Raw genomic sequence first — 24,873 nt, 5'->3', positions numbered from 1 at the left:
GGGCGGTGCTCCGGGGGGCCCGGGGCCGGGGGCGCGCGGGGCCCGGCTGCGCGCGTGTGCCGCCCGGCCCGGGGGCCCGGAGCCGGGAGGGCGCACGGGGCCCGGCTGCGTGCGCCCGGCCCGGGGCGCCCGCATGCCCGCGCCCGGCCCCGGGTGCCCGGGGCCATCCCGGACAGGCCGAGGGGCGCCCGCGTGCCGTGTGCCGGGCGCCCCGTACCGCCGTCCGTCTCTCAGTCGAGGACCGGCAGCAGCTCCGGCAGGTGGCCGTCGGAGGCGTGTGCGGCGCGCTGCCGCTCCTCGGGGACCGGGCCGTACGTCGTGTTGCGGGCGCGGGCCGGGCGGCCCGCGGCGTCGGCGATGGCCAGCAGGTCCTGGATGGAGCGGTAGGAGCCGTAACTGGAGCCCGCCATCCGGGAGATGGTCTCCTCCATGAGGGTGCCGCCCAGGTCGTTGGCGCCGGAGCGGAGCATCTCGGCGGCGCCCTCCGTGCCGAGCTTGACCCAACTGGTCTGGATGTTGGTGATGTACGGGTGGAGCAGCAGCCGCGCCATGGCCGTGACCGCGCGGTTGTCGCGGGTGGTCGGGCCGGGGCGGGAGATGCCCGCGAGGTACACCGGGGCGTTGGTGTGGATGAACGGCAGGGTGACGAACTCCGTGAAGCCCTCGACACCCTTGTCCAGCGCCGACTTCTGGATGTCGGCGAGCAGCCGCAGATGGCCCAGCCAGTGCCGCGGCTGGTCGACATGGCCGTACATCATCGTCGAGGACGAGCGGATGCCCAGCTCATGGGCGGTCTTGATGACCTCGACCCAGGTGGCGGTGGGCAGCTTGCCCTTGGTGAGGACCCAGCGGACCTCGTCGTCGAGGATCTCCGCCGCGGTCCCGGGGATGGTGTCGAGGCCGGCGGCCTTGGCCTCGGCGAGCCAGTCCCGGATGGACAGGCCGGTGCGCGTCGCGCCGTTGACGACCTCCATGGGCGAGAAGGCGTGGACGTGCATCCCGGGGACGCGTTCCTTGACGGCGCGCGCGATGTCGAAGTACGCGGTGCCGGGCAGGTCGGGGTGGATGCCGCCCTGCATGCACACCTCGACCGCGCCGACGTCCCACGCCTGCTGGGCGCGGTCGGCGACCTGCTCCAGGGAGAGGGTGTAGGCGTCGGCGTCGGTGCGGCGCTGCGCGAAGGCGCAGAACCGGCAGCCGGTGTAGCAGACGTTGGTGAAGTTGATGTTCCTGGTGACGATGTACGTGACGTCGTCGCCGACGGTGTCGCGGCGCAACTCGTCGGCGATCTCGCAGAGGGCGTCGAGGGCCGGGCCGTCGGCGTGCAGCAGGGCCAGGGCCTGCGGGTCGGTGAGCTTCGTCGGGTCGTCGGCCGCCTGCTTCAGGGCCTCGCGGACGTCGGCGTCGATGCGGGAGGGCGCCATCCCGGGGGCGGCGGCCTCGCGCAGCGCCTCCCAGTCACCGTAGACGTTGTCGAAGTCGTCGCGGCGGTCGCCGGTGCGGCCTTCGGTGTCGATGGTGCGGTGCAGGTCGGTACGGCCGGAGGGGGCGAGCGAGAAGCCCTCGTCGGGCTCCTGCCAGGGGCGGCCCACGACGGGGGCGTCCTCGTCGGCGAGGCCGGTCTCCGGGTCGGCCAGCGCGCGGACGTGCGGCAGGAGGCGCGGGTCGAGCCAGGGTTCGCCGCGCTGGAGGAACTCGGGGTAGATGGTGAGGCGTTCGCGGAGCGTGAAGCCGGCGGCGGAGGTCTTCTCGGCCAGCTCGTCGATGTGCGGCCAGGGGCGCTCGGGGTTGACGTGGTCCGGAGTCAGCGGGGAGACCCCGCCCCAGTCGTCGATGCCCGCGCCGATGAGCAGGGCGTACTCCGCGTCCACCAGGTTCGGCGGCGCCTGGATACGGGCCGACGGGCCGAGCAGCAGGCGGGTGACGGCGATGGCGGCGGCCAGCTCCTCCAGCTCCGCGTCAGGCATACCGCGCATCGCGGTGTCCGGCTTGGCGCGGAAGTTCTGCACGATGACTTCCTGGATGCCGTGGTAGGCCCGGGCCGTCTTGCGTAGCTGGAAGATCGAGTCGGCGCGCTCCTCGTAGGTCTCGCCGATGCCGATGAGGATGCCGGTGGTGAAGGGGACGTTGGAGCGCCCGGCGTCTTCCAGGACACGCAGCCGTACGGCGGGGTCCTTGTCGGGCGAGCCGTGGTGGGGGCCGCCGGGCTCGCTCCACAGGCGCGTCGCGGTGGTCTCCAGCATCATGCCCATGGACGGCGCGACGGGCTTGAGCCGTGCGAGGTCCGTCCACGACAGCACCCCGGGGTTGAGGTGCGGCAGCAGGCCCGTCTCCTCCAGGACGCGGATCGCCATGGCGCGTACGTAGGCGAGAGTGTCGTCGTAGCCATGGGCGTCGAGCCATTCGCGGGCCTCGGGCCAGCGGTCCTCGGGGCGGTCGCCCAGCGTGAACAGCGCTTCCTTGCAGCCCATTTCGGCGCCACGGCGCGCGATGTCCAGCACCTCGTCGGGCGAGAGGAACATGCTCCGGCCCTCGCGGCGCAGCTTGCCGGGGACGGTGACGAAGGTGCAGTAGTGGCACTTGTCGCGGCACAACCGGGTGAGGGGGATGAACACCTTGCGGGAGTAGGTGATGACACCCGGCCGCCCCACGGCCTCCAGGCCCGCGTCGCGAACCCGGGCGGCGCTGGCGCACAGGTCCTTCAGGTCGTCGCCGCGGAGCTGGAGGAGGACCGCCGCCTCGCCCGCGTCCAGCGCGACGCCGTCGCGGGCCCGGCGCAACGCGCGGCGTACGGCGTTCGCGGCGGGCGGCCCGGAAACCTCCGGCCCGCCGCCCGCCGACGGCGCGTCCGCTCGGTGTGATCCCTGGTCAGGTACGTGCGCGCTGGAAGTCATCCTCCGAGCATACGAGTGCCCACCGACATCGGAACAAGATCACTACAAACCTGTGAGCAGAGCTTCCGAGTACTTACGCGTTATGAACTCCAGGGCGTGTCCGTCGGGGTCGTCGATGTACACGCCGCGGCCGCCGTCGTGGTGATTGATGCTCTGCGGGTTCTTATGCCGGGGATCGGCCCAATAGGGAAGGTTTTTGTCCTTTATCCGGGTGAAGATCTCGTCGAACTCGTCCTCCGTCACCAGGAACGCGTAGTGCGTGGGCGCGAAGTCCCCGTCGGGTGCGACGTGTTCCGCGAAGTCGAGGACGACGCCGTTGTCGAGAGGGAGAGCGGCGAACGGGCCGTACGCGCGGGGCTCGGGGGCGCCGAGCAGCTCCGCGAGGAAGCGGGCGGAGGCGAAACGGTCGGTGCTGTGGACAATCGTGTGGTCGAGCTGCGGCATGGTCAACTCCTAGGAAGCCGCGGACTACCGGGCGGGGCCGCCTCCCGCGCGGGAGGGCCGTCGTGCCCGCCCCGTACGGAAGCACCCCGTGTCTTCGACGGTACGCCCGGCCGTGCGGCGGCGGATCGGTCCACGGTCGGGGGTCGTAGGGGCGGACGGATCGGGCTTCGGGCCTAGGCCGGAGGGCTTCGGCCGCCCCCGGGGACGGGCGGCGGCGGACGCCCCGCCGCGCGCCGGAATTCCGGGCCGGCCGCCCCGCACACCGTTACGGGAAACCGTCCCGGCGTCCTCGACGGCCCCGCCCCCGGCCGCGCGGAGGTCGTCGAGCACCTGCGCGGCCGGATCTCCCCCGGCTCCGGACTCTCCTGCCCCCGGGGCACGGGGCCGCCGCCCGTCCGCCTCAGAGGTACTGCGCGTAATCGTCGAGGGTCCGGAGCACCTCCGGCTCGTCGGCGGGTGGCAGTTGCAGCACCACCTCGTCGATGCCGAGGTCCTGGTAGTGGGCCAGCTTGCCCGGCGTGGGGCGTACCGCGAACGGCACCACGGCGGGCGCACCGGCGCGCCCGGCGGCCGCCCACGCCGTACGCAGCGCGGGCAGCGCCTCGCCGAGACCGTGGCCGCCGATGGGCAGCCAGCCGTCGGCGTAGGCCGTCAGGTCCGAGAAGAACCGGGGCCCGGCGGCGCCGCCCAGCAGTACCCGGGGCGCGCCGCCCACCGGCTTGGGGTGGGCGTACGAGGCGCGCACCGAGCCGAACCGTCCCTCGTACGCGGTGGGTTCGGACGCCCACAGGGCGCGCATCAGGGCCATCCGGTCGCGCACCAGGTCACGGCGGGTGGACCAGCGCACCCCGTGGTCGGCGGCCTCCTCGACGTTCCAGCCGAAGCCGACACCGAGGGTGAAGCGGCCGCCGGAGAGGAAGTCGAGGGTGGCGATCCGCTTCGCCAGGTCGATGGGGTCGTGCTGCGCGACGAGCGTGATGCCGGTGCCCAGCCGCAGTTCCTCGGTGACGGCGGCCGCCTGCCCGAGCGCGACGAACGGGTCGAGGCAACGCCCGTACTCGTCGGGCAGCGGGCCTCCCATGGGCGCGGGGGTCTCGCGGGCCGCCGGGATGTGGGTGTGCTCGGGGAGGTAGAGGCCGTGGAAGCCGCGCTGCTCCAGCTCTCTGGCCAGGCGGTCGGGCCGGATCGTCTCGTCGGTAAGGAAGATCGTGGTCGCGATCCGCATCCGCGCGCACCTCCGTGTGAACCGTGTCGGTCAGCGCATGGTGCCTCACCGTCCGCGGGTTATCCACAGCCCTTTCCCGCCGTGTCACAGCCGCGTAGAACAGTTTTCACACGGCGACACACAGCGTGACCGCGACGCCGTGCGCAGGCCCGGCGACGGGCCTGCGCGGACGACGGACACCGGCATCAGGGGGCGGGAATGGCGCGACGTACTCAAACTCTCCGCGGCGACGGGCGCGGACGGGGCACCTGCCCTCGGTCCGGTGCGCTTCGCGGCCGCGGCACCGGCGCCCGGGGCCTCCGCGGCCGGTCCGGCGGTGCCGCAGCGCTTTCTTCCTCCGCGCCGACGACGCCGCCCCGGCCCCGCCTCCTACTCCTCCACCACCAGCGCCGGCGTCCCCCGGGTGAGCACTTCTCCCCGGAAGAACCCCGGGCTGCGCCGCTGCATGACCAGCATCAGCACGAGTCCGAGTGCCAGCAGTCCCACTCCGATGACGAACACCGAACCGACGCCGAACACCGAGCTGCCCGATCCGTAGGCCGGGTTCCACATGTCCACGAGGGTCTTGGTGAAGACGGCGGTCAGCAGGATGCCGCCGAGGACGGGGAAGACGCCTTTGAAGAACAGGTCGCGGGTGGAGGTGCGCAGGTCGTGGCGGAAGTACCAGGCGCAGGCGAAGGCCGTGATCGCGTAGTAGAAGCAGATCATGAGGCCGAGGGCGTAGATGGTGTCGATGAGGACGTTCTCGCTGAGGAGGCTCATCACGGCGTAGAAGACGCCGGTGGCGATGCCCGCGGCGACGGTGGCGCGGCCCGGTGACCTGAAGCGCGGGTGGATGCGGGCGAAGGACGGCGGCAGCGCTTCGTACGCGCTCATGGCGAGGACGGTGCGGGCCACGGGGATGAACGTGGTCTGGAGGCTGGCGGCGGCCGAGGCGAGGACGGCGACGAACAGCAGGATGCCGAGGACGGTGCCCATGACGGGGTCGGCGAGGGCGGCGAAGACGTTGTCGGCGGTGTGGGGGTTGCCGAGTCCGGGGCCCTTGTCGCCGACGCCGGAGTACATCTGGGCGGCGACGGCGGTCAGCAGGTAGGAGCCGATGAGGACGAGCATCGCGAGGAGGGCGGCGCGGCCGGGGGTCTTGGCACTGCCGGCGGTTTCCTCGTTGACGGTGAGGCAGGCGTCCCAGCCCCAGAACATGAAGATCGAGAGGGAGAGCCCGGCGGTGAAGGCGGAGAAGGAGCGGACGGCGAAGGGGTCGAGCCAGGTCCAGGAGAAGTGCAGGGAGCCGGCGAAGTCGCCGGAGCGTGCCTTGACGACGGCCATGACGACGAAGACGGCGAGGACGGCGAGTTGGAGGCCGACGAGGGTGTACTGCACGCCTTTGGTGGCGGTCATACCGCGGTAGCTGATGGCGGTGGCGGCGGCGATGAAGGCGAGGCAGGTGAGGATGTGGGCGGCTTTGTTGCCGTCGAGGCCGGCGAGGGCCTGGCTGCCGGTGAGTTCGCCGAGCAGCAGGTAGAAGAAGGAGGTGGCGACGCCGGCGAGGTTGGAGAGGACGATGATCGTCGCGATCACCAGGCCCCAGCCGCACATCCAGCCGACGCGGGGGCCGAACGCCTTCACGGACCAGGTGAAGGAGGTGCCGCAGTCGGGGACGGCCTTGTTCAGCTCGCGGTAGGCGAAGGCGACGAGCAGCATCGGCAGGAATCCGGCGAGGAAGACGGCCGGCATCTGCAGGCCCACCTCTCCGGCGGTGGGGCCGAGGGTGGAGGTCAGGCAGTAGACGGGGGCGACGGTGGAGACGCCGATGACGGCGCTGCCCAGCAGGCCGACGGAGTTGCCGCTCAGTCCCTTGCCGCGGGTGCCGTCGCGGGCTTCTCCACCGGTGGCGCCGACGCTCGTTACCGTGTCTCCGGTCTGGGGCCGGGGGTCTACCTGAACCATGAACAGGACGTTAAGTGCTGCTGTTTCCGCATCCGGAGGCCGGAAATCCGCTTAGCGGGCACCTCGCGCAACCTTCATTACGAACCCACATCTCGCGTTTCACTCACGTAATGACATGACGAATCTCGCGTACGCCTTAGACTCCACGATCCACAAGCGATCGCGCGCTCCGTACGGTAACCGCAGCCGCGCCCGTTTTGCCCGTTTCAAAAATTTCCCGTCCGACTTCCGGACGCCTGCCGGTCACCGCGCGGGCGTCCGCCGGACACCGCCCGGCGGACGCCCGAAGCGGTCCGGCGCCGACCTCGCCCCGCGCTCACCCCGACCACACCACCGACTGCGTCTCGCTGTAGGCGTGCAGCGCGTACGAGCCGACGTCGCGGCCCACGCCGCTCTGTCTGAAGCCGCCGAACGGGGCCTCCATGTTGCGGCCCACGGTGTTGATCCCGACCCCGCCGGCCCGCAGCCGCGCCGCCACCCGGAACGCCCGCGCCACATCGCCGGACCAGACGTAGTCCAGCAGCCCGTAGTCGCTGTCGTCGGCGAGCGCCACGGCCTCGTCCTCGTCGTCGAAGGGCAGCACCACCACGACCGGGCCGAAGATCTCCTCCCGCACGATCCGCATACCGGGCGCGCAGTCGGTGAAGAGGGCGGGCGCGACGTAGAAACCGCGCGCCGTGTCCGGGCCGTCCGGGCGCGCCCCGCCGGTGACGAGCCGGGCGCCCTCCGCGCGGCCCAGGTCGAGGTAGGACTCGACGCGGTCGCGGTGGGCGGCGGAGATGACCGGGCCGACGACGGTGCCGCGGGCCCGCGGGTCGCCGACGGGCAGCCGGGACGCGTAGCGGGCGAGGCGGTCCACCAGCCGGTCGTGGAGGGAGCGCTGAACGAGGACGCGGGTGGGGGCGGTGCAGATCTGGCCGCTGTAGAAGGAGAAGGTGGTGCCGATACCGGCGACGGCGGCGTCCAGTCCGGCGTCGTCGAGGTCGTCGAAGACCAGCGCGGCGCCCTTGCCTCCCAACTCCATGAGCTGGCGTTTCATCCCCCGGCCGCACTCCTCGGCGATGGCCCGGCCGACGGCGGTGGAGCCGGTGAAGCTGACCATGTCGGTCTCGGGTGCCGCGACGGCCGCGGCGCCGGTCTCCGGGGACGTGCCGGAGACGACATTGACCACCCCGGGCGGCGCCCCCGCCTCGTCCAGCGCCTCCTGGAGCGCCTCGGCCATGCGGTAGACGGAGAGCGGGTCCTGCGGGGCGGGTTTGACGACGACGGTGTTGCCCATGGCCAGCGCCGGGGCGATCTTGCCGGCGGGGTTGGCCCAGGGGTTGTTGTACGAGGTGACGCAGGCGACGACGCCGACCGGGCGGCGGGCCGCGTACGCGCCGATGACGGCGGCCTCACCCATCGGGCCGGCCGGGTTGACCTGCGGCGGCAGCGGCGTCTCGACCGGTTCGAGGGCGCCGCGGGCGTACCGCGCGAACCGTGCCGCGGCCACGCCGACCTGCATACCGCGGGCGGTGGCGGTGGTGGCGCCACTCTCCCGCTGGGCGAGGTCCGCGTACGGGACGAGGCGTTCGCGCAGCAGCCGCGCGGTGTGGTCGAGGACGCGGGCGCGGAGTTCGGGGGCCGTGCGGGACCAGGGACCGAAGGCTTCGCGGGCGGCCTCGGTGGCGGCGCGGACCTGCGCGGTGGACGCCTCCGGGGCCCGGCCGACCCTCTCCTCGGTGGCCGGGTCGATGACGTCGTGGTGTCCGCCGTCGGGCTCGGTCCACTCGCCGCCGATGAGGAGCCGTTCGGCACGGTCCGGGTCCACGCCCCGGCCCGCCGGGGCCGTTCCGGCGCTCACCGGGTGCTCACCGTGGCGGTGTGGCGGCCGGAGCGCAGGACGGTGCCGGGGACGGCGCCGGTGACGGTGGCGTCGCGGATCGTCTCGACGCCGTTGACGCGGACGCTGACGATGCCCTGGGCCTTGGAGTCGAGGCGGGGGCTGTCGCCGGGCAGGTCGTGGACGAGGGTGGCGGGCCCGGCGTCGATGGCCTCCGGGTCGAGGAGGACGAGGTCGGCGTGGTGGCCCTCGGCGATACGGCCGCGGCCACGCAGACCGAAGAGGCGGGCCGGGTCGTCGGTGAGCATCCGGACGGCTTCCTCCAGGCCGACGAGTTTCCGGCCGCGCAGGCAGTCGCCGAGGAAGCGGGTGGTGTACGGGGCGCCGCACATCCGGTCGAGGTGGGCGCCGGCGTCGGAGCCGCCGAGGAGGACGTCCTCGTGGCGCCAGGTCTCGCGGCGCAGGGCCCAACTGGCGGGGTCGTTGTCGGTGGGCATCGGCCACAGGACGGTGCGCAGGTCGTCATGGGCGCAGATCTCGACGAGGCAGTGGAAGGGGTCCTGGCCGCGTTCGGCGGCGATGTCGCGGACGACACGGCCGCTGAGGCCGTCGTTGGCGGCGGAGTAGGTGTCGCCGATGACGTAGCGGTCGAAGTCGGTGAGGCGGCGGAAGACGCCGGCTTCCTCGCTGCGGGCGTGGCGCAGCAGGGTGGCGCGGACGCCGGGGTCGCGGAGTTTCGCGAGGCGTTCGGGGCGCGGCAGGCCGAGGATGTCGCCCCAGCCGGGGATGAGGTTGAGGGCGCAGAAGGTGCCGAGGGACATGTTCATGGGGGTGAGGATCGGCATGGTGAGGGCGACGATCCGGCCACCGGCGGCGCGGGCGCGGGCGCTGGGCAGGAGCTGGCGGGGGACGCGGTCGGGGACGGCGGCGTCGATGGTGAGAACGTTCCAGTTCAGGGGCCGTCCGGCGGCGGCGGTCATGGCGACGAGGAGGTCGATCTCGTCGTCGTCGAAGCGGTCGAGGCAGCCGGTGACGATGGCTTCGAGCTGGGTGCCCTCGTGGTCGCCGACGGCGCGGGAGAGGGCGAGGAGTTCACCGCGGTCGGCGTGGCGGGAGGCGACGGGGGCGCCGTCGCCGTCGGAGTGGGTCGAGGACCGGGTGGTGGACAGGCCCCAGGCGCCGGCGTCCATGGCGTCGTGGAGGAGGGCGGTCATGGCGTCGAGCTGGGCGGGGGTGGCGCGGCCGCCGATGGCGTCGGGGCCCATGACGTGGCGGCGCAGGGCGCAGTGGCCGACCATGAAGCCGGCGTTGACGGCGGTGCGGCCTTCGAGGGCGTCGAGGTAGTCGCCGAAGCCGTGCCAGTCCCAGGGGGCGCCTTCTTCGAGGGCGACGAGGGACATGCCCTCGACCTTGCTCATCATGCGGCGGGTGTAGTCGGCGTCGCCGGGCCGGTCGGGGTTGAGCGGCGCGAGGGTGAAGCCGCAGTTGCCGCCGGCGACGGTGGTGACGCCGTGGTTGAGGGACGGGGTCGCGTACGGGTCCCAGAAGAGCTGCGCGTCGTAGTGGGTGTGCGGGTCGACGAAGCCGGGGGTGAGGACGAGTCCGGTGGCGTCCTCGGTGGTGCGGGCGGGTTCGGTGACGGTGCCCGGTGGGGCGACGGTGGTGATGCGGCCGCCGGTGAGGCCGACGTCGGCGAGGTGGCGGGGCGCGCCGGTGCCGTCCACGACGGTGGCGCCCTGGATGAGGTGGTCGAGCATGGCGGGTTCCCTTCTCGTCTGCGGGCGGGCCGGCGGGTGGCCGGGGCGGGCGGCGGCCGGTCCCGTTCGGCCGCCGCCGCGCCCGGCCGTTTCCGTCAGGCCCCGCCCGCCTGCCGGAAGCGCGTCGTCCGGTGCACCGGGTCCGTGTCGATCTCCGGGATGACGTGCTCACCGATCAGCTCGATCGTGGTGAGGGTGTCCTGGCGGCTGATGCCGATGGGCAGGCCGAAGGAGAGCTGGTCGGCGCCGGCCGCCTCCCAGCGGCGGCACTGGGCGAGTACCTCGTCGGGGTCGCCGCAGATCATCAGCTCCTCGGCGATCAGCAGCTCGACCAGTTCCTCGGTGTAGTCGGGCAGGAGCGCGGGCCAGGCGGGGATGCCGTCGGGCCGCGGGAAGGTGTCGTGGTAGCGGAAGAGCAGCGACTGCAGGTAGTTGAGCCCGCCGCCGACGGCGATCTCCACCGCCTTCTGATGGGTCTCGGCGCAGATCGCGGTCGAGGTCACCATGACGTTGTCGTTGACGAAGTCCCCGACGGGCTCGGCGTCCTTGACGGCGTTCTTGTACGAGTCGACGACCCATTCCATGTCGGCGACCTTCTGCACGCTGAACCCGAGGACGCCGAGGCCCTTGCGTCCGGCCATCGCGTACGAGGAGGGGGAGCCGGCGGCGTACCACATGGCGGGGTGGGAGGGGCCGTACGGTTTGGGGAGGACCTTGCGGGGCGGGAGCTGCCAGTGTTTGCCCTGGAAGCCCTCGTACTCGTCCTGGAGCCACATCTTGGGGAATTCCGCGATGGTCTCCTCCCACAGCTCCTTGGTGTGGTTCATGTCGGTGACGCCCGGCATGAAGCCGAGGATCTCGTGGCTGCCCGCCCCGCGTCCGGAGCCGAATTCGAAGCGTCCGCCGGAGAGGTGGTCGAGCATGGCGACCTTCTCGGCGACCTTCACCGGATGGTTGACGGGCGCGAGGGGGTTGAAGATCCCCGAGCCGAGGTGGATGCGTTCCGTGGCGTGGGCGAGGTAGCCGAGGAAGACGTCGTTGGCGGAGAGGTGGGAGTACTCCTCCAGGAAGTGGTGTTCGGAGGCCCAGGCGTATTTGAAGCCGGAGCGGTCCGCCTGGATGACGTACTCCGTCTCCTCGATCAGCGCGTGGTGCTCGGCGTCGGGGTCGGCCGCGGCGCGCGCGGCGGGGACGTAGCCCTGTACGAAGATCCCGAATTCCACGGGGGTTCACCGTCCTTACGTCTCTTCCGACGCCGCTTCGCGAGGACGCCGCTGGGTGACGGGCCGTGCGGGAGACCTTTCCTGACGCACCGTCAGATAAGAAAACCTGCGCAGACTGTTCCACCGGCACCGCCACGCGTCAATAGCTGATAGGCCGTCAGATAAGGGCTCCGGGAGCCACCCCGTCCCCGCTCAGCCGAGGCCGACGCCCGCCAGCCATCCCCCGTCCACGACGAACGGCTGCCCGGTGATGTACGAGGAGTCGTCGCAGGTCAGGAAGAGTGCCACCCGGGCCACCTCCTCCGGCCGCCCGATCCGCCCCATCGGCACGAGCTTGCGGTACAGCCCGTCCACCGCCCGCGCCGACGCCTCCGGATCGGCGTCCGGGTCGAGCGCCGCCGGATTCGTCATCGCGGTGTCCACCGCCCCCGGGCACACCGCGTTCACCCGTATCCCCTTGGCCGCCAGCTCCAGCGCGGCCACCCGGGTCAGCCCCAGCACCGCGTGCTTGCTCGCCGCGTAGGCGCCGACGTACGCCATGCCCGTCACGCCCGTGTACGAGGCGGTGTTGACGATGGTGCCGCCGCCCGCCGCCGCGATCTCCGGCGCGACGGTACGGATCCCGAGGAAACAGCCCACCTGATTGACCTGCACGACCTGCATGAACTCATCCAGCGGCGTGGCGGTCAGCTCGTTGAACCGCAGAATCCCGGCGTTGGCCACCAGCCCGTCGATCTTCCCGAAGGCGTCCTTCGCCACCGCCACGGCCGCCGCCCAGTCCTCCTCCCGCGACACATCCAGCCGTACGAACCGCGCGACGCCCTCCCCCAGCTCCGCCGCGAGCGCCGCCCCCTGCTCATCCAGCACATCCCCGATCACCACCCGCGCCCCCTCGGCCACGAACAGCCGAGCCTCCCGCTCCCCCTGCCCCCGCGCCGCCCCCGTGATGACGACGACCCGCCCGTCCAGCTTGCCCATACCGCTACTCCTGACGTGGATTCGTGGGTGATTCGGTGTGTGATCAGGGCCGGGGCGCTCATGCTCGGCCGGGGTCCGGCCCGGCGCTCAGCCTGACGCCCGGCCCGCGTACGGATTCGTGCCTGGCCCGGGGCCCGGACCGGGCCGGGGTCCGGCCCGGCGCTCAGCCTGACGCCCGGCCCGCGTACGGGTCCGTGCCTGACCCGGGCCCCGGCCCGGACCGGGCCGGGGAACAGCTCGGCGCGCGGCCTCGGCGGAGCCCGCGGGCCGGCACGGCGGCGCCCGGCACCGCCGCCGCCCCGCGCGCGGCTCGCCTCACTCCCCCAACAACGGCGCGACCTCCGTACCGAACGCCGCCATCTGATCCGTCAGCTCCTCCGGCCCCCGGCACCGGAACCGCACCTGGATCTGGTCGACGCCCATCTCCCGGTACTCCCGCAGCGAGGCGGCGATCCGTTCGGGCGTCCCGCTCAGCGTCCGGCGCCCGGCGTCCCACCCGGGCTCACCCACGTACAGCGGCTCGGCGATGGCCCCGATCTCCGCGGGCTCGACCACCCCGGCTGCCTCCCGCAGCCCTTTCAACACCCCTATTTTCTCCCGGAGTTGTGGACGCCGGTCACCCTGCGGAAGCCAGCCGTCCCCCCGCTCCGCGGCCCGCCGCACCGCCGCGGGCGAGGAGCCGCCCACCCACACCGGCGGCCGGGGCGTCTGCACCGGACGCGGCGCCTGCCCCAGCCCCGAGAACGCGAACCGCTCCCCTTCGAACGCCACGAACTCCTCGGGCCCCAGCGCCGCCTTCAACGCGTCCACCGTCTCGTCCAGCACCGCCCCGCGCCGCGCGAAGTCCACGCCGAGCGCCTCGAACTCCTCCTGGACGTGCCCGGCGCCCACCCCGATGATCAGCCGCCCGCCCGACAGCCGGTCGAGCGTCGCGAACTGCTTCGCCGACAGCAGCGGATGCCGCAGCCCCACCACCGCGACATGACTCAGCAGCCGCACCCGCTCGGTGACCGCCGCCAGATGCGCCAGCGTGGCCACCGGGTCGTACCAGACCGTCCCCATCGCCCCCGCCAGCCGCCGCGGAATGGCCACATGCTCACAACAGGCGACATACGCGAACCCGTACGCGTCCGCCGCCCGCGCCACCGCCACCAGCTCCACCGGCCCCGCCCCGGCCTCCCACCCCTCCGCGAACACCCCGCTCTGCGCCTGCACCGGCAACTGCATCCCGTACGCCAACCGCCCCCCGGGCAGCACCCGCACCATCCCGCACCTCAAATCTGACGACACGTCACATCCCGATGTGCGGCAATGGTGAGCGCTGAGCCCGCACCGGACAAGGGGCCGGACACCCCGGACAAGAACGCGAGGACTTCCGACAAACGAAACGGACGAAGAGGCGGCGGACATGACCGGAGCCCCGGCCACCACCTCCGCTCCTCGCCCCTTGCGCTGCCCCGGACTCCCTCACGCCCGCCGTTCCGCGATACGACAGGCACAGCGCAGCGCCTCCGCCAGCCGGCTCGCCAGGAACCGGAGCTCGACCCCGGTGACCCGACGGTCACCGAGCAGGGCATCCGCATGACCGAGCAGCTCAGCCGCCATCCCGAGCTGCATCTCCTCCACCTGGTCAGCCACCCGCGAGACAAGACCCTCGCCGTCGCCGATCAGTAGGCAGGTCTTACCGTCCGGCGATTCCCACGGCAGCACCCGCACGCCATCCACCCCGCTCATCGCACAACCACCTCCGCGACACGAGCGCCCGGCGCATACACCCCGCCCGAGAGACCGACCATCGGCGCCGCGTGCGGCAGCGACAACGCCCAGCCACCGACCTCTTCACGGCAACCGGACGACGGGGGCGACGAACACCGTTTCCACCCAAGAAGGCGAGCAAGACGCGACACCACGCCAGAGATCACACCCACCGGAGACCGGGAAAGCCGCAGGGAACAAAGCATGACTAGCCACCACCTTCACCTCAAGGTTTCTGGACGCGAAAAACGTATCGCTATTCGCGAATAGCGGCAAGGTCCTCCCGTGGTCACCGCGACGGGAGAGTCGCTTACCGTGTACGCGGAGCCCAGAGATCGCCGACGCCCAGGAGGACGCCATGGAGAGCAGCGAGTGGGTCAGCACCTCGATGCCGTACCTCGCCCCCCGGGAGAAGGGGCAGCCCGACCCGTGGACCGCCGAGACCGCCGCCGCCGGCCGCCGCGGACGGCAGCGGATCATCCACGCCGGAGAGGTCCCGGCCCCACCGGAGGTCGCCGAGAAACTGGGCCTCGCCCCGGGCACGGACGTCGTCGTACGGCGCCGGATCATGTACCTCGACGACGTCCCCTGCGAACTGACCGACTCCTACTACCCGACCGCGATCGCCCGCGGCACCCGCCTCGCGGAGACCGCCAAGATCCCCGGCGGCGCGGTCACCCTCCTCGCCGACCTGGGCCACACCGCCACCCACGTCCGCGAGGACGTCACCGCCCGGATGCCCACCCCCGAGGAACGCGCCACCCTGGACCTCGGCCCGGACGAGCCCGTACTCCACCTCACCCGGGTGACCCTCGACGCCCAAGGCCACCCGTTCCAGACCGACCGCATGGTGATGCCCCCGGAGCGCCAGCGACTCCGTTACGAGAGGACGATCGGATGACCGGGCCGACAGCCGAGGCCGAAGGCCACGACCGGCGCTCGCTGCACGAGCGGATCGCCGCCGATCTTCGCGACGACATCATGAGCGGCAGCCTCGCACCGGGTGCGAAGCTGCCATCGACCACGCAGCTCAAGGCACGTTTCGACGCCTCGAACGCCACGGTGCAGAAGGCACTCGGACTCCTCAAGGACGAACGGCTCGTCGTCGGCCGGGCGGGCGCGGCGGTGACCGTCCGCGAACACCGGCAGCGGACGGTTCGGCCCGCCGCCTCCATGCAACCGGCCGGCCCCGGAGAGCCCTATCGCTGGCTCGCCGAGGCGCGGGAGGGCGGGGCGCCGGCGCGAAGCCGGCTCCTGGAGGTCGCGGAAACCGTACCGCCGGGTGATGTCGCGGGGGCGCTGGGGCTTCCCGACGGCGGCACGGCCTTGCTGCGTCGGCAGATAATCCTGATCGACGACGAACCTGCCGAACTGGTTCTGTGCTTCTATCCGCCGGATCTCGCGCGGGGCACCGCGCTGGCGGAACGCCGCCGCATCAAGGGCGGGACCCCGACCCTCCTGACCGAGCTGGGCCACCCGCCCGTCCTCAGCGTCGACCGCGTCTCCGCGCGCATCCCCACCCAGGAGCAGTACGAGGCACTCCAGCTCCCGGGGAACCTGCCCGTACTACGGACGCTCCGTGTCGTCTACAGCCACGACGAACGCCCCGTCGAAGCGACCGTCATGGTCAAGGCGGGCCACCTCTACGAGCTTCGGTACGACTTCACTCCGAGCTGAGCCCCTCCGTCCGTGAGCGGCGGTAACCCCTCACCCCTTCGGCACCGACGGCCCCCACAGTCCCTCCCCCGTCAACCCCAGCAACTCGATCGCGTTGCCCCGTACGAGGCGCTCCACCACATCGCCGGGCAGGTGGCCCATCTGTTCCTCGGCGACCTGGCGGGAGCGGGGCCAGGTCGAGTCGGAGTGCGGGTAGTCGGTCTCGTAGAGGACGTTGCCGACGCCGATGGCGTCGAGGTTGCGCAGGCCGAAGGCGTCGTCGAAGAAGCAGCCGTGGACGTGGTCGGCGAAGAGTTCGGAGGGCGGGCGGAGGACCTTGTCGGCGACGCCCCCCCAGGCGCGGTTCTCCTGCCAGACGAGGTCGGCGCGTTCGAGGATGTACGGGATCCAGCCGATCTGACCCTCGGCGTACATGATCCGCAGGTTGGGGAAGCGGTCGAACTTGCCGCTCAGCAGCCAGTCGACCATCGAGAAGCAGCAGTTGGCGAAGGTGATGGTGGAGCCGACCGCGGGCGGGGCGTCGGCGGAGGTGGACGGCATCTTCGAGGAGGAGCCGATGTGCATGGCGATGACCGTGCCGGTCTCGTCGCAGGCGCGCAGGAACGGGTCCCACTCGTCGGTGTGGATGCTGGGCAGCCCGAGGTGCGGCGGGATCTCGCTGAAGCAGACGGCGCGGACACCCCGGGCGGCGTTGCGGCGGACCTCGGCGGCGGCGAGCTCCGCGTCCCAGAGGGGGACGAGGGTCAGCGGGATCAGCCGTCCGCGGGAGAGCGGACCGCACCACTCCTCCACCATCCAGTCGTTGTACGCGCGCACCCCCAGCAGCCCCAGCTCCCGGTCCTTGGCCTCGGTGAACGTCTGCCCGCAAAAGCGCGGGAAGGTGGGGAAGCAGAGCGCGGACTGCACATGGTTGACGTCCATGTCGGCCAGCCGCTCGGGGACGCTGAACGAGCCGGGGCGCATCTGCTCGTAGGTGATGCCTTCGAGGCGTATCTCGTCGCGGGGGTGGCCGACGGCGGTGTCGAGGCGGGTCAGCGGGCGGTGCAGGTCCTCGTAGACCCACCAGTCGGCGAGTGGCCCGTCGTCCCCGGGGGCGCCCATCTTCGGAGTGAACTTCCCGCCGACGAAGGTCATGTCCTTCAGGGGCGCGCGCACGATCCGGGGCCCGGTGTCGCGGTACTTCGCGGGGAGCCGGTCCTGCCACACCTGAGGCGGCTCCACCGTGTGGTCGTCCACCGAGATGATCTGCGGAAGGGTCTCGTGGGTGTCCATGAGGGGTACGTTAACGCCGATCTGACGGATCGTCAGCAACTATGGAGGCGTGACCCGCGCCACCGGCGGGTGCGCGCACACCCCGCACTGGGTTACGTTGTGCGGTCGCGTGGACCGATTCCGTAAGGCAACGGGCCCCGCGCTCCGGGGACTTCACGTACACCACGCGAACAACCGGTGAAGAAGCGGCATGGACATGCACAGACCGGGCGAGGCGGGGCGGAGGCGGAGAGAGGGTGGAGGAAGGGCGCACGGCGGTCCGGCGCACGCCGCCCGCGCGCGGAACGGCGCATCCGGCGGAGCGCGGCGCTCCGCACCGGCGGCGCCCGCCCGGCACGGGCTCCGGTGGCCGAGGAGGGTTTGTGGACGGTCCGGCCCCCTACTGACGCGAACCACCGGAACAAGGCAGACTGACCGTTGCGCACCCAGCGGAACGACACCATCACCACACAGAAGAGACGGCAGGGCAGGGGGTTCACCATGGACGACGGTCCGGGACAGAGGCGGGAGCGACTGCGCTTCACCGTGCTCGGTCCCGTGCGGGCGTGGCGCGGTGAGCACAAGCTGGCGGTGGGATCACCGCAACAACGGGCACTGCTCGCCACGCTGCTGCTGCGCGGCGGACGCACCGCCACCGCCGCCGAACTCGTCGACGCCCTCTGGGGCGAGGAACCACCGCACGCCGCCCTCGCCGCCCTGCGCACCTACGCCTCCCGCATCCGCAAGACCCTCGGCGACGACGCCGACCTGCTCGTCAGCGAATCCGGCGGCTACGCGATCCGCACCGCCGACGGCCGGCCGCTCGACCTCGACCACCACCACGCCGAGCGGTACGCCACCGAGGCGGAGAAGGCCAAGGCGGCGGGCGACCGCTGCCGCGCCCGGGAACTCCTCGACGCCGCCCTGGCCCTGTGGGACGGCGAACCGCTCGCCGGACTGGCCGGCCCGTACGCCGAGAACCAGCGCACCCGCCTCGACGAATGGCGCCGCTCGCTGCTGGAGTCCCGTATCGAGCTGGAGATGGAGCTGGGCCACCACACCGAGGTGGTCTCCGAACTCACCTCGCTGACCGCCGCGCACCCGCTCCGCGAACGCTTGCGGGAGCTGCTGATGCTCGCGCTCTACCGCAGCGGACGGCAGGCCGAGGCCCTCGCCGTCTACGCCGACACCCGCCGCCTCCTCTCCGAGGAGCTGGGCGTCGACCCGCGCGCCTCCCTCTCCGAACTCCAGCAGCGCATCCTGCGCGCCGATCCGGACCTGGACCTGCCCGCAACGCCCGGCGCCGCCCCCGGAGGCGGTGAGCCGGTCCTGCTGCGCCCGCAGCAACTCCCCGCCACCGTCCCGGACTTCACCGGCCGGGCCACCTTCGTCGCCGAGCTGAGCGAGCAGCTCGCCAGCGCCGAGGGCCACATCATGGCGGTCTCCGCGGTGGCCGGTATCGGCGGCGTCGGCAAGACCACCCTCGCCGTGCACGTCGCCCACGCCGCCCACAGCCGCTTCCCGGACGGCCAGCTCTACGTCGACCTCCAGGGCGCCGGCAGCACCCCCGTCGACCCGGAAGTCGTCCTGGGCGCCTTCCTGCGCGCCCTGGGCACCCCGGAGACGTCCATCCCCGACGGTCTCGACGAACGCGCCGCGCTCTACCGCTCCACGCTCGCCGGACGCCGCATCCTCGCGCTGCTCGACAACGCCCGCGACGCCGCGCAGATCCGCCCGCTGCTGCCCGGCACCGAGGGCTGCGCCGCGCTGATCACCAGCCGCACCCGCATGATCGACCTCGCCGGGGCGCAACTCATCGACCTGGACGTGATGAGCCCGGAGGAGGCGTTCACCCTCTTCACCCGGATCGTCGGCGAGGAGCGCGTCAACGCCGAACGCGAGGCGTCCATGGATGTCGTCGGCGCCTGCGGCTTCCTGCCGCTGGCGATCCGCATCGCCGCCTCCCGGCTCGCCGCCCGCCGCACCTGGACGGTCTCCTTCCTCGCCCGCAAGCTCGCCGACGAGCGCCGCCGCCTGGACGAGCTGCGCGCCGGGGACCTCGCGGTCAAGGCCACCTTCGAGCTGGGCTACGGCCAGTTGGAGCCGCAGCAGGCCCGGGCCTTCCGGCTGCTGGGCCTCGCTGACGGCCCCGACCTGTCGCTCGCGGCGGCCGCCGCGCTGCTCGACATGGACACCGAAACCGCCGAGGACCTGCTCGAATCCCTCGTCGACACCTCCCTGCTGGAATCCGCGGCCCCGGGCCGGTACCGCTTCCACGACCTGGTCCGGCTCTACGCGCGTTCCTGCGCCGAGCGGGACGAGCAGCCGCCCGAGGAGCGGGACGCGGCACTCTCCCGGCTGCTCGACTTCTACCTGGCGACCGCCGCCCGGATGTACGCCCTGGAGCGGCCCGGCGACGCCCTCGTCACGCAGATGGAGACGCCGCACTACCCGGGCCTGGACTTCGCCGACCGCGCCGAGGCGCTGGCCTGGCTGTTCAGCGAGACCCGCTGCATCATCGCCTGCGCCCTGCAGAACACCGGCCCCACCGGGCTGCGGCGCGCCGTCGACCTGCTGCTGCTCACCCGCGACATGGCCGAGTCCGGCGCCAACAACCGCCAGTACGAGCAGGCCAACCACGTCCTGCTGGAGGCGGCGCTGGAGGCCGATGACCAGCAGGCCGCGGGGCGGATCCACTGGTCGCTGCTGCCGATCTGCACGCACTTCGGACGACTCACCGAGGCCGACGAGCACGCCAAGCTCGCCACACTGTTCGGGCTGGCGGCCGGTGACCCCTTCATCTCGTCCAACGGGACCAACGACCGCGGCATCATCGCCAGCATCCGCCACCAGCACGAGGAGGCCGAGGCCTACCTCAACCAGGCGCTCTTCGCCTTCCGGGAGAACAAGAGCAAGCAGTCCGAAGCCAGCGCGCTGTGCAACCTCTCCCGCGTCCACCTCGACACCGGGCGCACCGACAGCGCGATCCGCCTCGCGCAGCAGGGCATCGCCTGCTACCGGGAGGCCGGCGCCTCCCGCCGTCTGGCCAACGGCATGTACGCCCTGGGCATGGCACTCACCGTGGCGGGCCGACTGGAAGAGGCGACCGATCAGCTCTTCGCCGCGTTGGCCATCTTCCGCGACAGCCACCAGCGGTTCTGGGAGGCGATGACGTACCTGCGTCTCGCCGAGGTCGATCTCGCCGCGCACCGCCCCACCAGCGCCGCCGACCACGCCGAGCAGGCGCTGAACGCGCTGCGCGGTATCGGCGGGGCACACTGGCGGGCCGACGCGCTCCGGACGCTGGGCGACGCGCTCAACCAGATCGGGCACATCGGCCGCGCGAAGGTCTGCTGGCAGGAAGTCGTCCTCATCCACGAGCAGTTGGGGCTGTCCGCCGACAGTTCGATGCGCGCCGCGCTCTCGGGGAACACCGCGGGGCAACCGTTGAGGTCCCCCGCAGCGGTGGCGTAACCGCAGGTCAGCGGCGGTGCCGCGGACGTTTATCGATCGTTCATCGCCGACGGGCACTCTCATGGGTACCGAACCGCCGCCTCGGGGGGCAAGCGGCTCGGGAACCACGGCCCCACCGCCACGGTGCGGGCCTGGTCCACTCGTCCGGCAACCCACGGGGGAGTTGCCGGGCGAGTGGGTCCATCAACGCCCATGCACAGGAGTTGAGCCACCATGACCACGCAGCCCCAACAGCGCGGCGAAGGAAACGACGCCGTGCGTCCGATGGACAACAACCGCCCGATCCAGCCGATGGACAACAACCGTCCTATCCGGCCCATGGACAACAACCGTCCCATCCAGCCGATGGACAACAACCGCCCCATCCGGCCCATGGACAACAACCGCCCGATCCAGCCCGCCGACTCCGCGGGGACGATCCACACGCGGGACAACAACCGCCCGGTCATCGGCTCCGGCGCGACGGCCGATCACCCTGCGCCCGCGGCGGCCGGCGGCGGCATCGAGGCGAAGGACAACAACCGTCCGATCGCCGAGCCGAAGCACTGAGACCCGGTGAGTCGCCGTAGGTGCCGCGTCATACCGTCCACCGGACGCGGCGCCCACGGCGCACCCACCGAGGGCCGGTCCCCTTACGGCATGCCGTAGGGGACACGGTCCGGGTGCCACAGGTACGGCGGCACGGTGTGCTCCCGGACGGGGGAAGACCGGGGGTGCGTGCCGACGTACCGGCATCAGGGGGGATGGTCCGTTCCGCGGGCCCCGGGGGGATCGGGGCGCCGACGGAACGGGCCGGGGGGGGCCGGGCTCTGGGGAGGGCCCGGGACGTCGGTGGTGGCCAGGCCGGGGGATGGCCCGGCTGCCGCTGGCGGAGGGGGACCGCGCCGCCATGACCGGCGGCGCGGTAGCAAGGGGGGCGGGGCCCGGGCCTGTTGGCTCGTGCCCCGTAGGGCTCGCCCGTGGGGGACGGCCCGTACGGACCTCCGTACGGATCGCTCCCCCGGGCCGAGGCCGTGGGGTCCGGGACCCGTGGGCCGGAAGGTCCGTGGGTCCGTGCGGCCCGAGGGGGGCAAGACGTCCGGGCGGGCGGCACCTGGGGAGGGGCCGACCGTTCCGGGCGCCCGGCGCCACCGTGCGCCGGGCACGATCGGGGGATCGTGGCGGCCGGTTTCGATGACGTAATCAGGGGAGCCATCGAAACCGGCCGTACCCGTGCGGGAACCCTTACGGGGGCGGCCCGCCCGGCGCGGCCCCGATGCGCGAGCCGTGTGCAGGTGCAGACGTGGCCCTTACGGGTGTGCGCGCGGCCCTTACGGGGTGAAGGTGCGGTCCTCAAGGGCGTTGGGGCGTCGGAGGAGGACGGTCGGCGAGGCCGGGTCCGCGCCCGGGGCCGAGAGGGAAGGCGGGCCGCTCCGTGCGGCCGGGCCGGCCGTGGATCCGAACCGGTCAAGAATCGAGCCGTTCGTGAGGCCGGGCCGGTCATGAGGCCGGGTGGTGCGGCTCAGGGCCGGTGGCCGGTGCTCTTCGTGGAGCCGTGCCGGCCGCGTGCCCACCGGCGTGTGGCGGGTGGCGCCGCGTAGCGGGCCGGTGCGGGCCCGGCGGCTTCCGGACCTACCCGAAAAGCGGTGTGGGGCGGGGCGGTTACCGTCGGACGGCGACCGCGTCAATGCGGTTGCAACGTTCATGGCGGCGGGCGAACGGGGTGAGGGAGAGGTCTGCCGCCCTCCCGAGAGGGCTTCAACTCGCGTGTTTTTTGGGCAACTTCCCGTGATTTGCTCGAACATCTGGCTGACAAGCGGCTACCGTCGTCTGGTCAGGCACGGTTCACACAAGGGAACGCCCCCTTACGCATACCCCACCTTTTGGAGCTGGCATGAACCGCATCACGCGCACCCTGGTCACGGCCGCCCTCGGCGTCTCCGCCCTCGGCATCGCGGCCTCCCCCGCCCTGGCCGACAGCCACATCCCGTCGCCCCCCACCATCACCGGCGACAGCCACATACCGTTCGCCCCGGCTGACAGCCACATCCCGTTCGCCCCCGGTGGGGTCACCACGAGCGACAGCCACATCCCGGTCACGCCCGGCTCCGTCACCACGAGCGACAGCCACATTCCGCTCGTCCCGTAGGGGCGCACCCGTACGGCACCACCCGGCGGCCGGCCCCGCACCCGTAAGGGACCCGCGGGCGCCGGCCGCGGGCGCTCCCGGGGTCGGGCCGCCGCGGGTCCGGGCCGGGGCCCGCACCTGGACCTGGACCTGGACCTGACGAGGCATCAGTTCTACTCTTGGCGCCCCGCACCGCTCCCTCGTGGCCAGGAGGCGCCGTGTTCGAGCCCGGTCGTGTGCAGACGCTCTGGGAACTGGTCGAGTACCGCGCGGGGGTCTCCCCCGGGACGCCGATGTTCTTCGACGCCGAGGGGCGGCGGGTCAGCTTCGCGCAAGCGCGGGACGCGGCCCTGCGGATCGCCGCCGGACTGTGGGGGCGGGGCATCCGGGCCGGTTCGCGCGTGGCCTGGCAGTTGCCGACCCGGATCGGGACGGTGCTCGCCTCCCTCGCGCTGGCCCGGCTCGGAGCGGTGCAGATACCCGTGCTCCACCTGCTGCGGGAGCGGGAGATCGGCTTCATCCTGGCCGAATCGGCGGCCGAGTTCGTCCTCATCCCCGGAGTGTGGCGGGACGTCGACTTCACGGCGATGGCGCGGAAGGCGGCCGGGGACGGCGTACGGGTGCTGACAGTGGGGGACGGTGCGGACCCGCGTGGGGACGGGGACGGCGGCCGGGAGTTCGGGCTGCCGACCGGTGATCCCGGGGTGCTGCCCCCGCCCCCGGCGGCGCCGCTCCCCGGCGTCCCCGCGGTCACCACCTGGATCTACTACACGTCCGGCACGACCGCCGCCCCCAAGGGCGTCGAGCACACCGACGCGACGCTGATCGCCGGAGGGTTCGGACTGGCCACGGCGCTGGGCATGACCGCGGACGACGTCGGCTCGATCGCGTTCCCGTACGCCCATATCGCCGGGCCGGACTACCTCGTCGCGATGCTGGCCGGGGGCTTTCCCGCCGTCGTGCTGGACACCTTCCGGCCGGCGGAGGCGGCGGCCGTCTACCGGCGGTACGGCGTCACCATGGCGGGCGGCAGCACCGCGTTCTACCAGGCGTTTCTCGATGCGTCGCGGCGGCGTCGGCAGGAGTCGTCCGGCGCCGGACGACTCCTGCCGACGCTGCGGCTGCTCTCCGGCGGCGGGGCGCCGCTGCCACCGGAGCTGTACGCCGAGACCGTGGCGGAACTGGACTGCGCACTGGTGCACGGCTACGGCATGACGGAATGCCCCATGATCACGATGGGCACGCCGTACGACACGGCCGAGCAACTGGCCCGGACGGCCGGGCGGCCCGTCGCGGGCGCGACCCTGCGGATCGTCCGGCCGGACGGCTCCGAGGCCGCGGCCGGGGAGAGCGGCGAGGTGACGGTCAAGGGGCCGATGGTCTTCCGCCGGTACACCGACCCCGGGCTGACCGCAGCCGCGTTCGACGCGGACGGCTACTTCCGCACCGGTGACCTCGGGCATCTGCGGCCCGACGGGCATCTCGTCCTCACCGGGCGGCTCAAGGACATCATCATCCGCAAGGGCGAGAACATCTCGGCGCAGGAGGTCGAGGAACTGGTCCGGACCTACCCGGGCATCGCCGAAGCGGCGGTGATCGGACTCCCCGACCGGACCCGCGGCGAACGGGTCTGCGCCGTCGTCACCCTCACCACCCCCACGGCCCCGCCGCCCACCCTGCCCGCGCTGACCACCCACCTGCGGTCGGCCGGGCTGATGACCCAGAAACTCCCGGAACAACTGGAGATCACCGATGCCCTGCCCCGGGGCGGCCCCCTGGCGAAGGTGCTGAAGAACGTGCTCAGGGAGCGGTACGGGTGAGGGGCGGGGGCTGCCCCTGGGGGCTGGGGCTGTGGACACCGGGCTCCGGGCACTGGGCTCTGGGGCACTGGTCGGATGGGCGTTGGTGTGACCGGCTGTGGGGCACGCCGGGGCCGGTGGGGAGCCGGGCGGGCGCCCGGAGGGCGGGCTGTGGCCCGGGGGGGATCGGTGGGGGCGGGCCGTCGGGGGGCGTCGGGGCGCGGGACAGGGTGGTACCGGGGCGGCGGGCCAGGCCGGGCAGCCGTCGAGAGGGGAGGTCCCGGAGGGGCAGGCCGGACAGCCGCCCGAAAGGGCAGGCCCCGGAGGGCCAGGCCGGGCAGCCGCCGAAAGGGCCGGTCGCGGAGGGGCAGGACGCGGAGGGAAAGGACGCGGGCCGGTACCCGCTGAGGGCCGGGCAGCCACGAAAGGGCCGGGCGAACGGCGGGCCAGGCCGGACAGCCGCCGAAAGGGCCGGTCCCGGAGGGCCAGGCCGGACAGCCGCCGAAGGGGTCGGGCGGGG

The 24,873-nt window shown here is 72.6% G+C and carries 17 protein-coding genes; 6 read left to right on the top strand and 11 right to left on the bottom strand.

The genetic code is table 11. The features are described from left to right. Positions 1-230 precede the first annotated feature (230 nt). The 10 genes from ACGH2B_RS16395 to ACGH2B_RS16350 form a co-directional block, all read right to left on the bottom strand. Entirely contained in the window at positions 231-2,894 is a 2,664-nt protein-coding gene (locus ACGH2B_RS16395) for a bifunctional FO biosynthesis protein CofGH (protein WP_399089471.1), read from the bottom strand. A 42-nt stretch (positions 2,895-2,936) separates the two neighbouring features. Then, complete coding sequence (locus tag ACGH2B_RS16390) at positions 2,937-3,338, bottom strand: VOC family protein (protein ID WP_399089468.1); 402 nt, start codon at positions 3,336-3,338, stop codon at positions 2,937-2,939. A 400-nt stretch (positions 3,339-3,738) separates the two neighbouring features. Next, a complete protein-coding gene (locus tag ACGH2B_RS16385) occupies positions 3,739-4,563 on the bottom strand; it encodes a TIGR03619 family F420-dependent LLM class oxidoreductase (RefSeq protein ID WP_399089465.1) in 825 nt (274 codons plus the stop codon). Positions 4,564-4,932: 369 nt separating this feature from the next. Continuing rightward, the gene (locus ACGH2B_RS16380) at positions 4,933-6,510 is read right to left on the bottom strand and encodes an APC family permease (RefSeq protein WP_399089462.1); all 1,578 of its coding nucleotides are present in this window, start codon (positions 6,508-6,510) and stop codon (positions 4,933-4,935) included. A gap of 316 nt (positions 6,511-6,826) precedes the next feature. Next, positions 6,827-8,353: an aldehyde dehydrogenase family protein gene (locus ACGH2B_RS16375; protein ID WP_399089459.1), complete on the bottom strand. Its 1,527-nt coding sequence runs from the start codon at positions 8,351-8,353 to the stop codon at positions 6,827-6,829. Next, on the bottom strand, positions 8,350-10,089 hold the full coding sequence (locus ACGH2B_RS16370; protein WP_399089456.1) for an amidohydrolase family protein: 1,740 nt from the start codon (positions 10,087-10,089) through the stop codon (positions 8,350-8,352). Before ACGH2B_RS16370 ends, ACGH2B_RS16375 begins: the two co-directional genes overlap by 4 nt. Positions 10,090-10,184: 95 nt before the next feature. Continuing rightward, complete coding sequence (locus ACGH2B_RS16365) at positions 10,185-11,312, bottom strand: LLM class flavin-dependent oxidoreductase (RefSeq protein ID WP_399089453.1); 1,128 nt, start codon at positions 11,310-11,312, stop codon at positions 10,185-10,187. A gap of 192 nt (positions 11,313-11,504) precedes the next feature. Further along, positions 11,505-12,290 (bottom strand): SDR family NAD(P)-dependent oxidoreductase, encoded by a 786-nt coding sequence (locus tag ACGH2B_RS16360; protein ID WP_399089450.1) that lies wholly within the window; start codon positions 12,288-12,290, stop codon positions 11,505-11,507. Between the two features lie 315 nt (positions 12,291-12,605). Further along, on the bottom strand, positions 12,606-13,556 hold the full coding sequence (locus ACGH2B_RS16355) for a TIGR03619 family F420-dependent LLM class oxidoreductase (protein ID WP_399097062.1): 951 nt from the start codon (positions 13,554-13,556) through the stop codon (positions 12,606-12,608). Positions 13,557-13,757: 201 nt separating this feature from the next. Next, positions 13,758-14,024, bottom strand: a complete 267-nt coding sequence (locus ACGH2B_RS16350) for a hypothetical protein (RefSeq protein ID WP_399089447.1) — start codon at positions 14,022-14,024, stop codon at positions 13,758-13,760. A 379-nt stretch (positions 14,025-14,403) separates the two neighbouring features. Here ACGH2B_RS16350 and ACGH2B_RS16345 point away from each other — a divergent pair, with 379 nt between their 5' ends. Continuing rightward, positions 14,404-14,946, top strand: coding sequence for a GntR family transcriptional regulator (locus ACGH2B_RS16345; RefSeq protein WP_399089444.1), 543 nt, complete (start codon positions 14,404-14,406; stop codon positions 14,944-14,946). Further along, the gene (locus ACGH2B_RS16340) at positions 14,943-15,722 is read left to right on the top strand and encodes a GntR family transcriptional regulator (protein WP_399089441.1); all 780 of its coding nucleotides are present in this window, start codon (positions 14,943-14,945) and stop codon (positions 15,720-15,722) included. The genes ACGH2B_RS16345 and ACGH2B_RS16340 overlap by 4 nt, the downstream gene beginning before the upstream one ends. 30 nt (positions 15,723-15,752) lie before the next feature. On the opposite strand, the gene ACGH2B_RS16335 is transcribed toward ACGH2B_RS16340, so the two are convergent. After that, entirely contained in the window at positions 15,753-16,994 is a 1,242-nt protein-coding gene (locus ACGH2B_RS16335; RefSeq protein ID WP_399089438.1) for an amidohydrolase family protein, read from the bottom strand. A gap of 480 nt (positions 16,995-17,474) precedes the next feature. On the opposite strand from ACGH2B_RS16335, the gene ACGH2B_RS16330 reads away from it, so the two are divergent. The 4 genes from ACGH2B_RS16330 to ACGH2B_RS16315 all read left to right on the top strand — a co-directional run bounded on the left by ACGH2B_RS16330 (position 17,475) and on the right by ACGH2B_RS16315 (position 24,374). After that, entirely contained in the window at positions 17,475-20,447 is a 2,973-nt protein-coding gene (locus ACGH2B_RS16330; RefSeq protein WP_399097059.1) for a BTAD domain-containing putative transcriptional regulator, read from the top strand. Positions 20,448-20,660: 213 nt separating this feature from the next. Continuing rightward, positions 20,661-20,996 carry a laminin G gene (locus tag ACGH2B_RS16325; RefSeq protein WP_399089435.1) on the top strand — a complete coding sequence of 112 codons (336 nt, stop codon included), beginning with the start codon at positions 20,661-20,663 and terminating at the stop codon, positions 20,994-20,996. A gap of 1,324 nt (positions 20,997-22,320) precedes the next feature. Beyond that, the gene (locus ACGH2B_RS16320; protein ID WP_399089432.1) at positions 22,321-22,575 is read left to right on the top strand and encodes a hypothetical protein; all 255 of its coding nucleotides are present in this window, start codon (positions 22,321-22,323) and stop codon (positions 22,573-22,575) included. Between the two features lie 197 nt (positions 22,576-22,772). Continuing rightward, positions 22,773-24,374 (top strand): class I adenylate-forming enzyme family protein, encoded by a 1,602-nt coding sequence (locus ACGH2B_RS16315; RefSeq protein WP_399089429.1) that lies wholly within the window; start codon positions 22,773-22,775, stop codon positions 24,372-24,374. Positions 24,375-24,873: the final 499 nt, after the last annotated feature.

This window comes from Streptomyces sp. BBFR2, assembly GCF_044497305.1.
Lineage (GTDB): Bacteria > Actinomycetota > Actinomycetes > Streptomycetales > Streptomycetaceae > Streptomyces.
The sequence above is the reverse complement of the archived record's forward strand: the minus strand, read 5'-3'. Positions and strand labels throughout refer to the sequence as shown.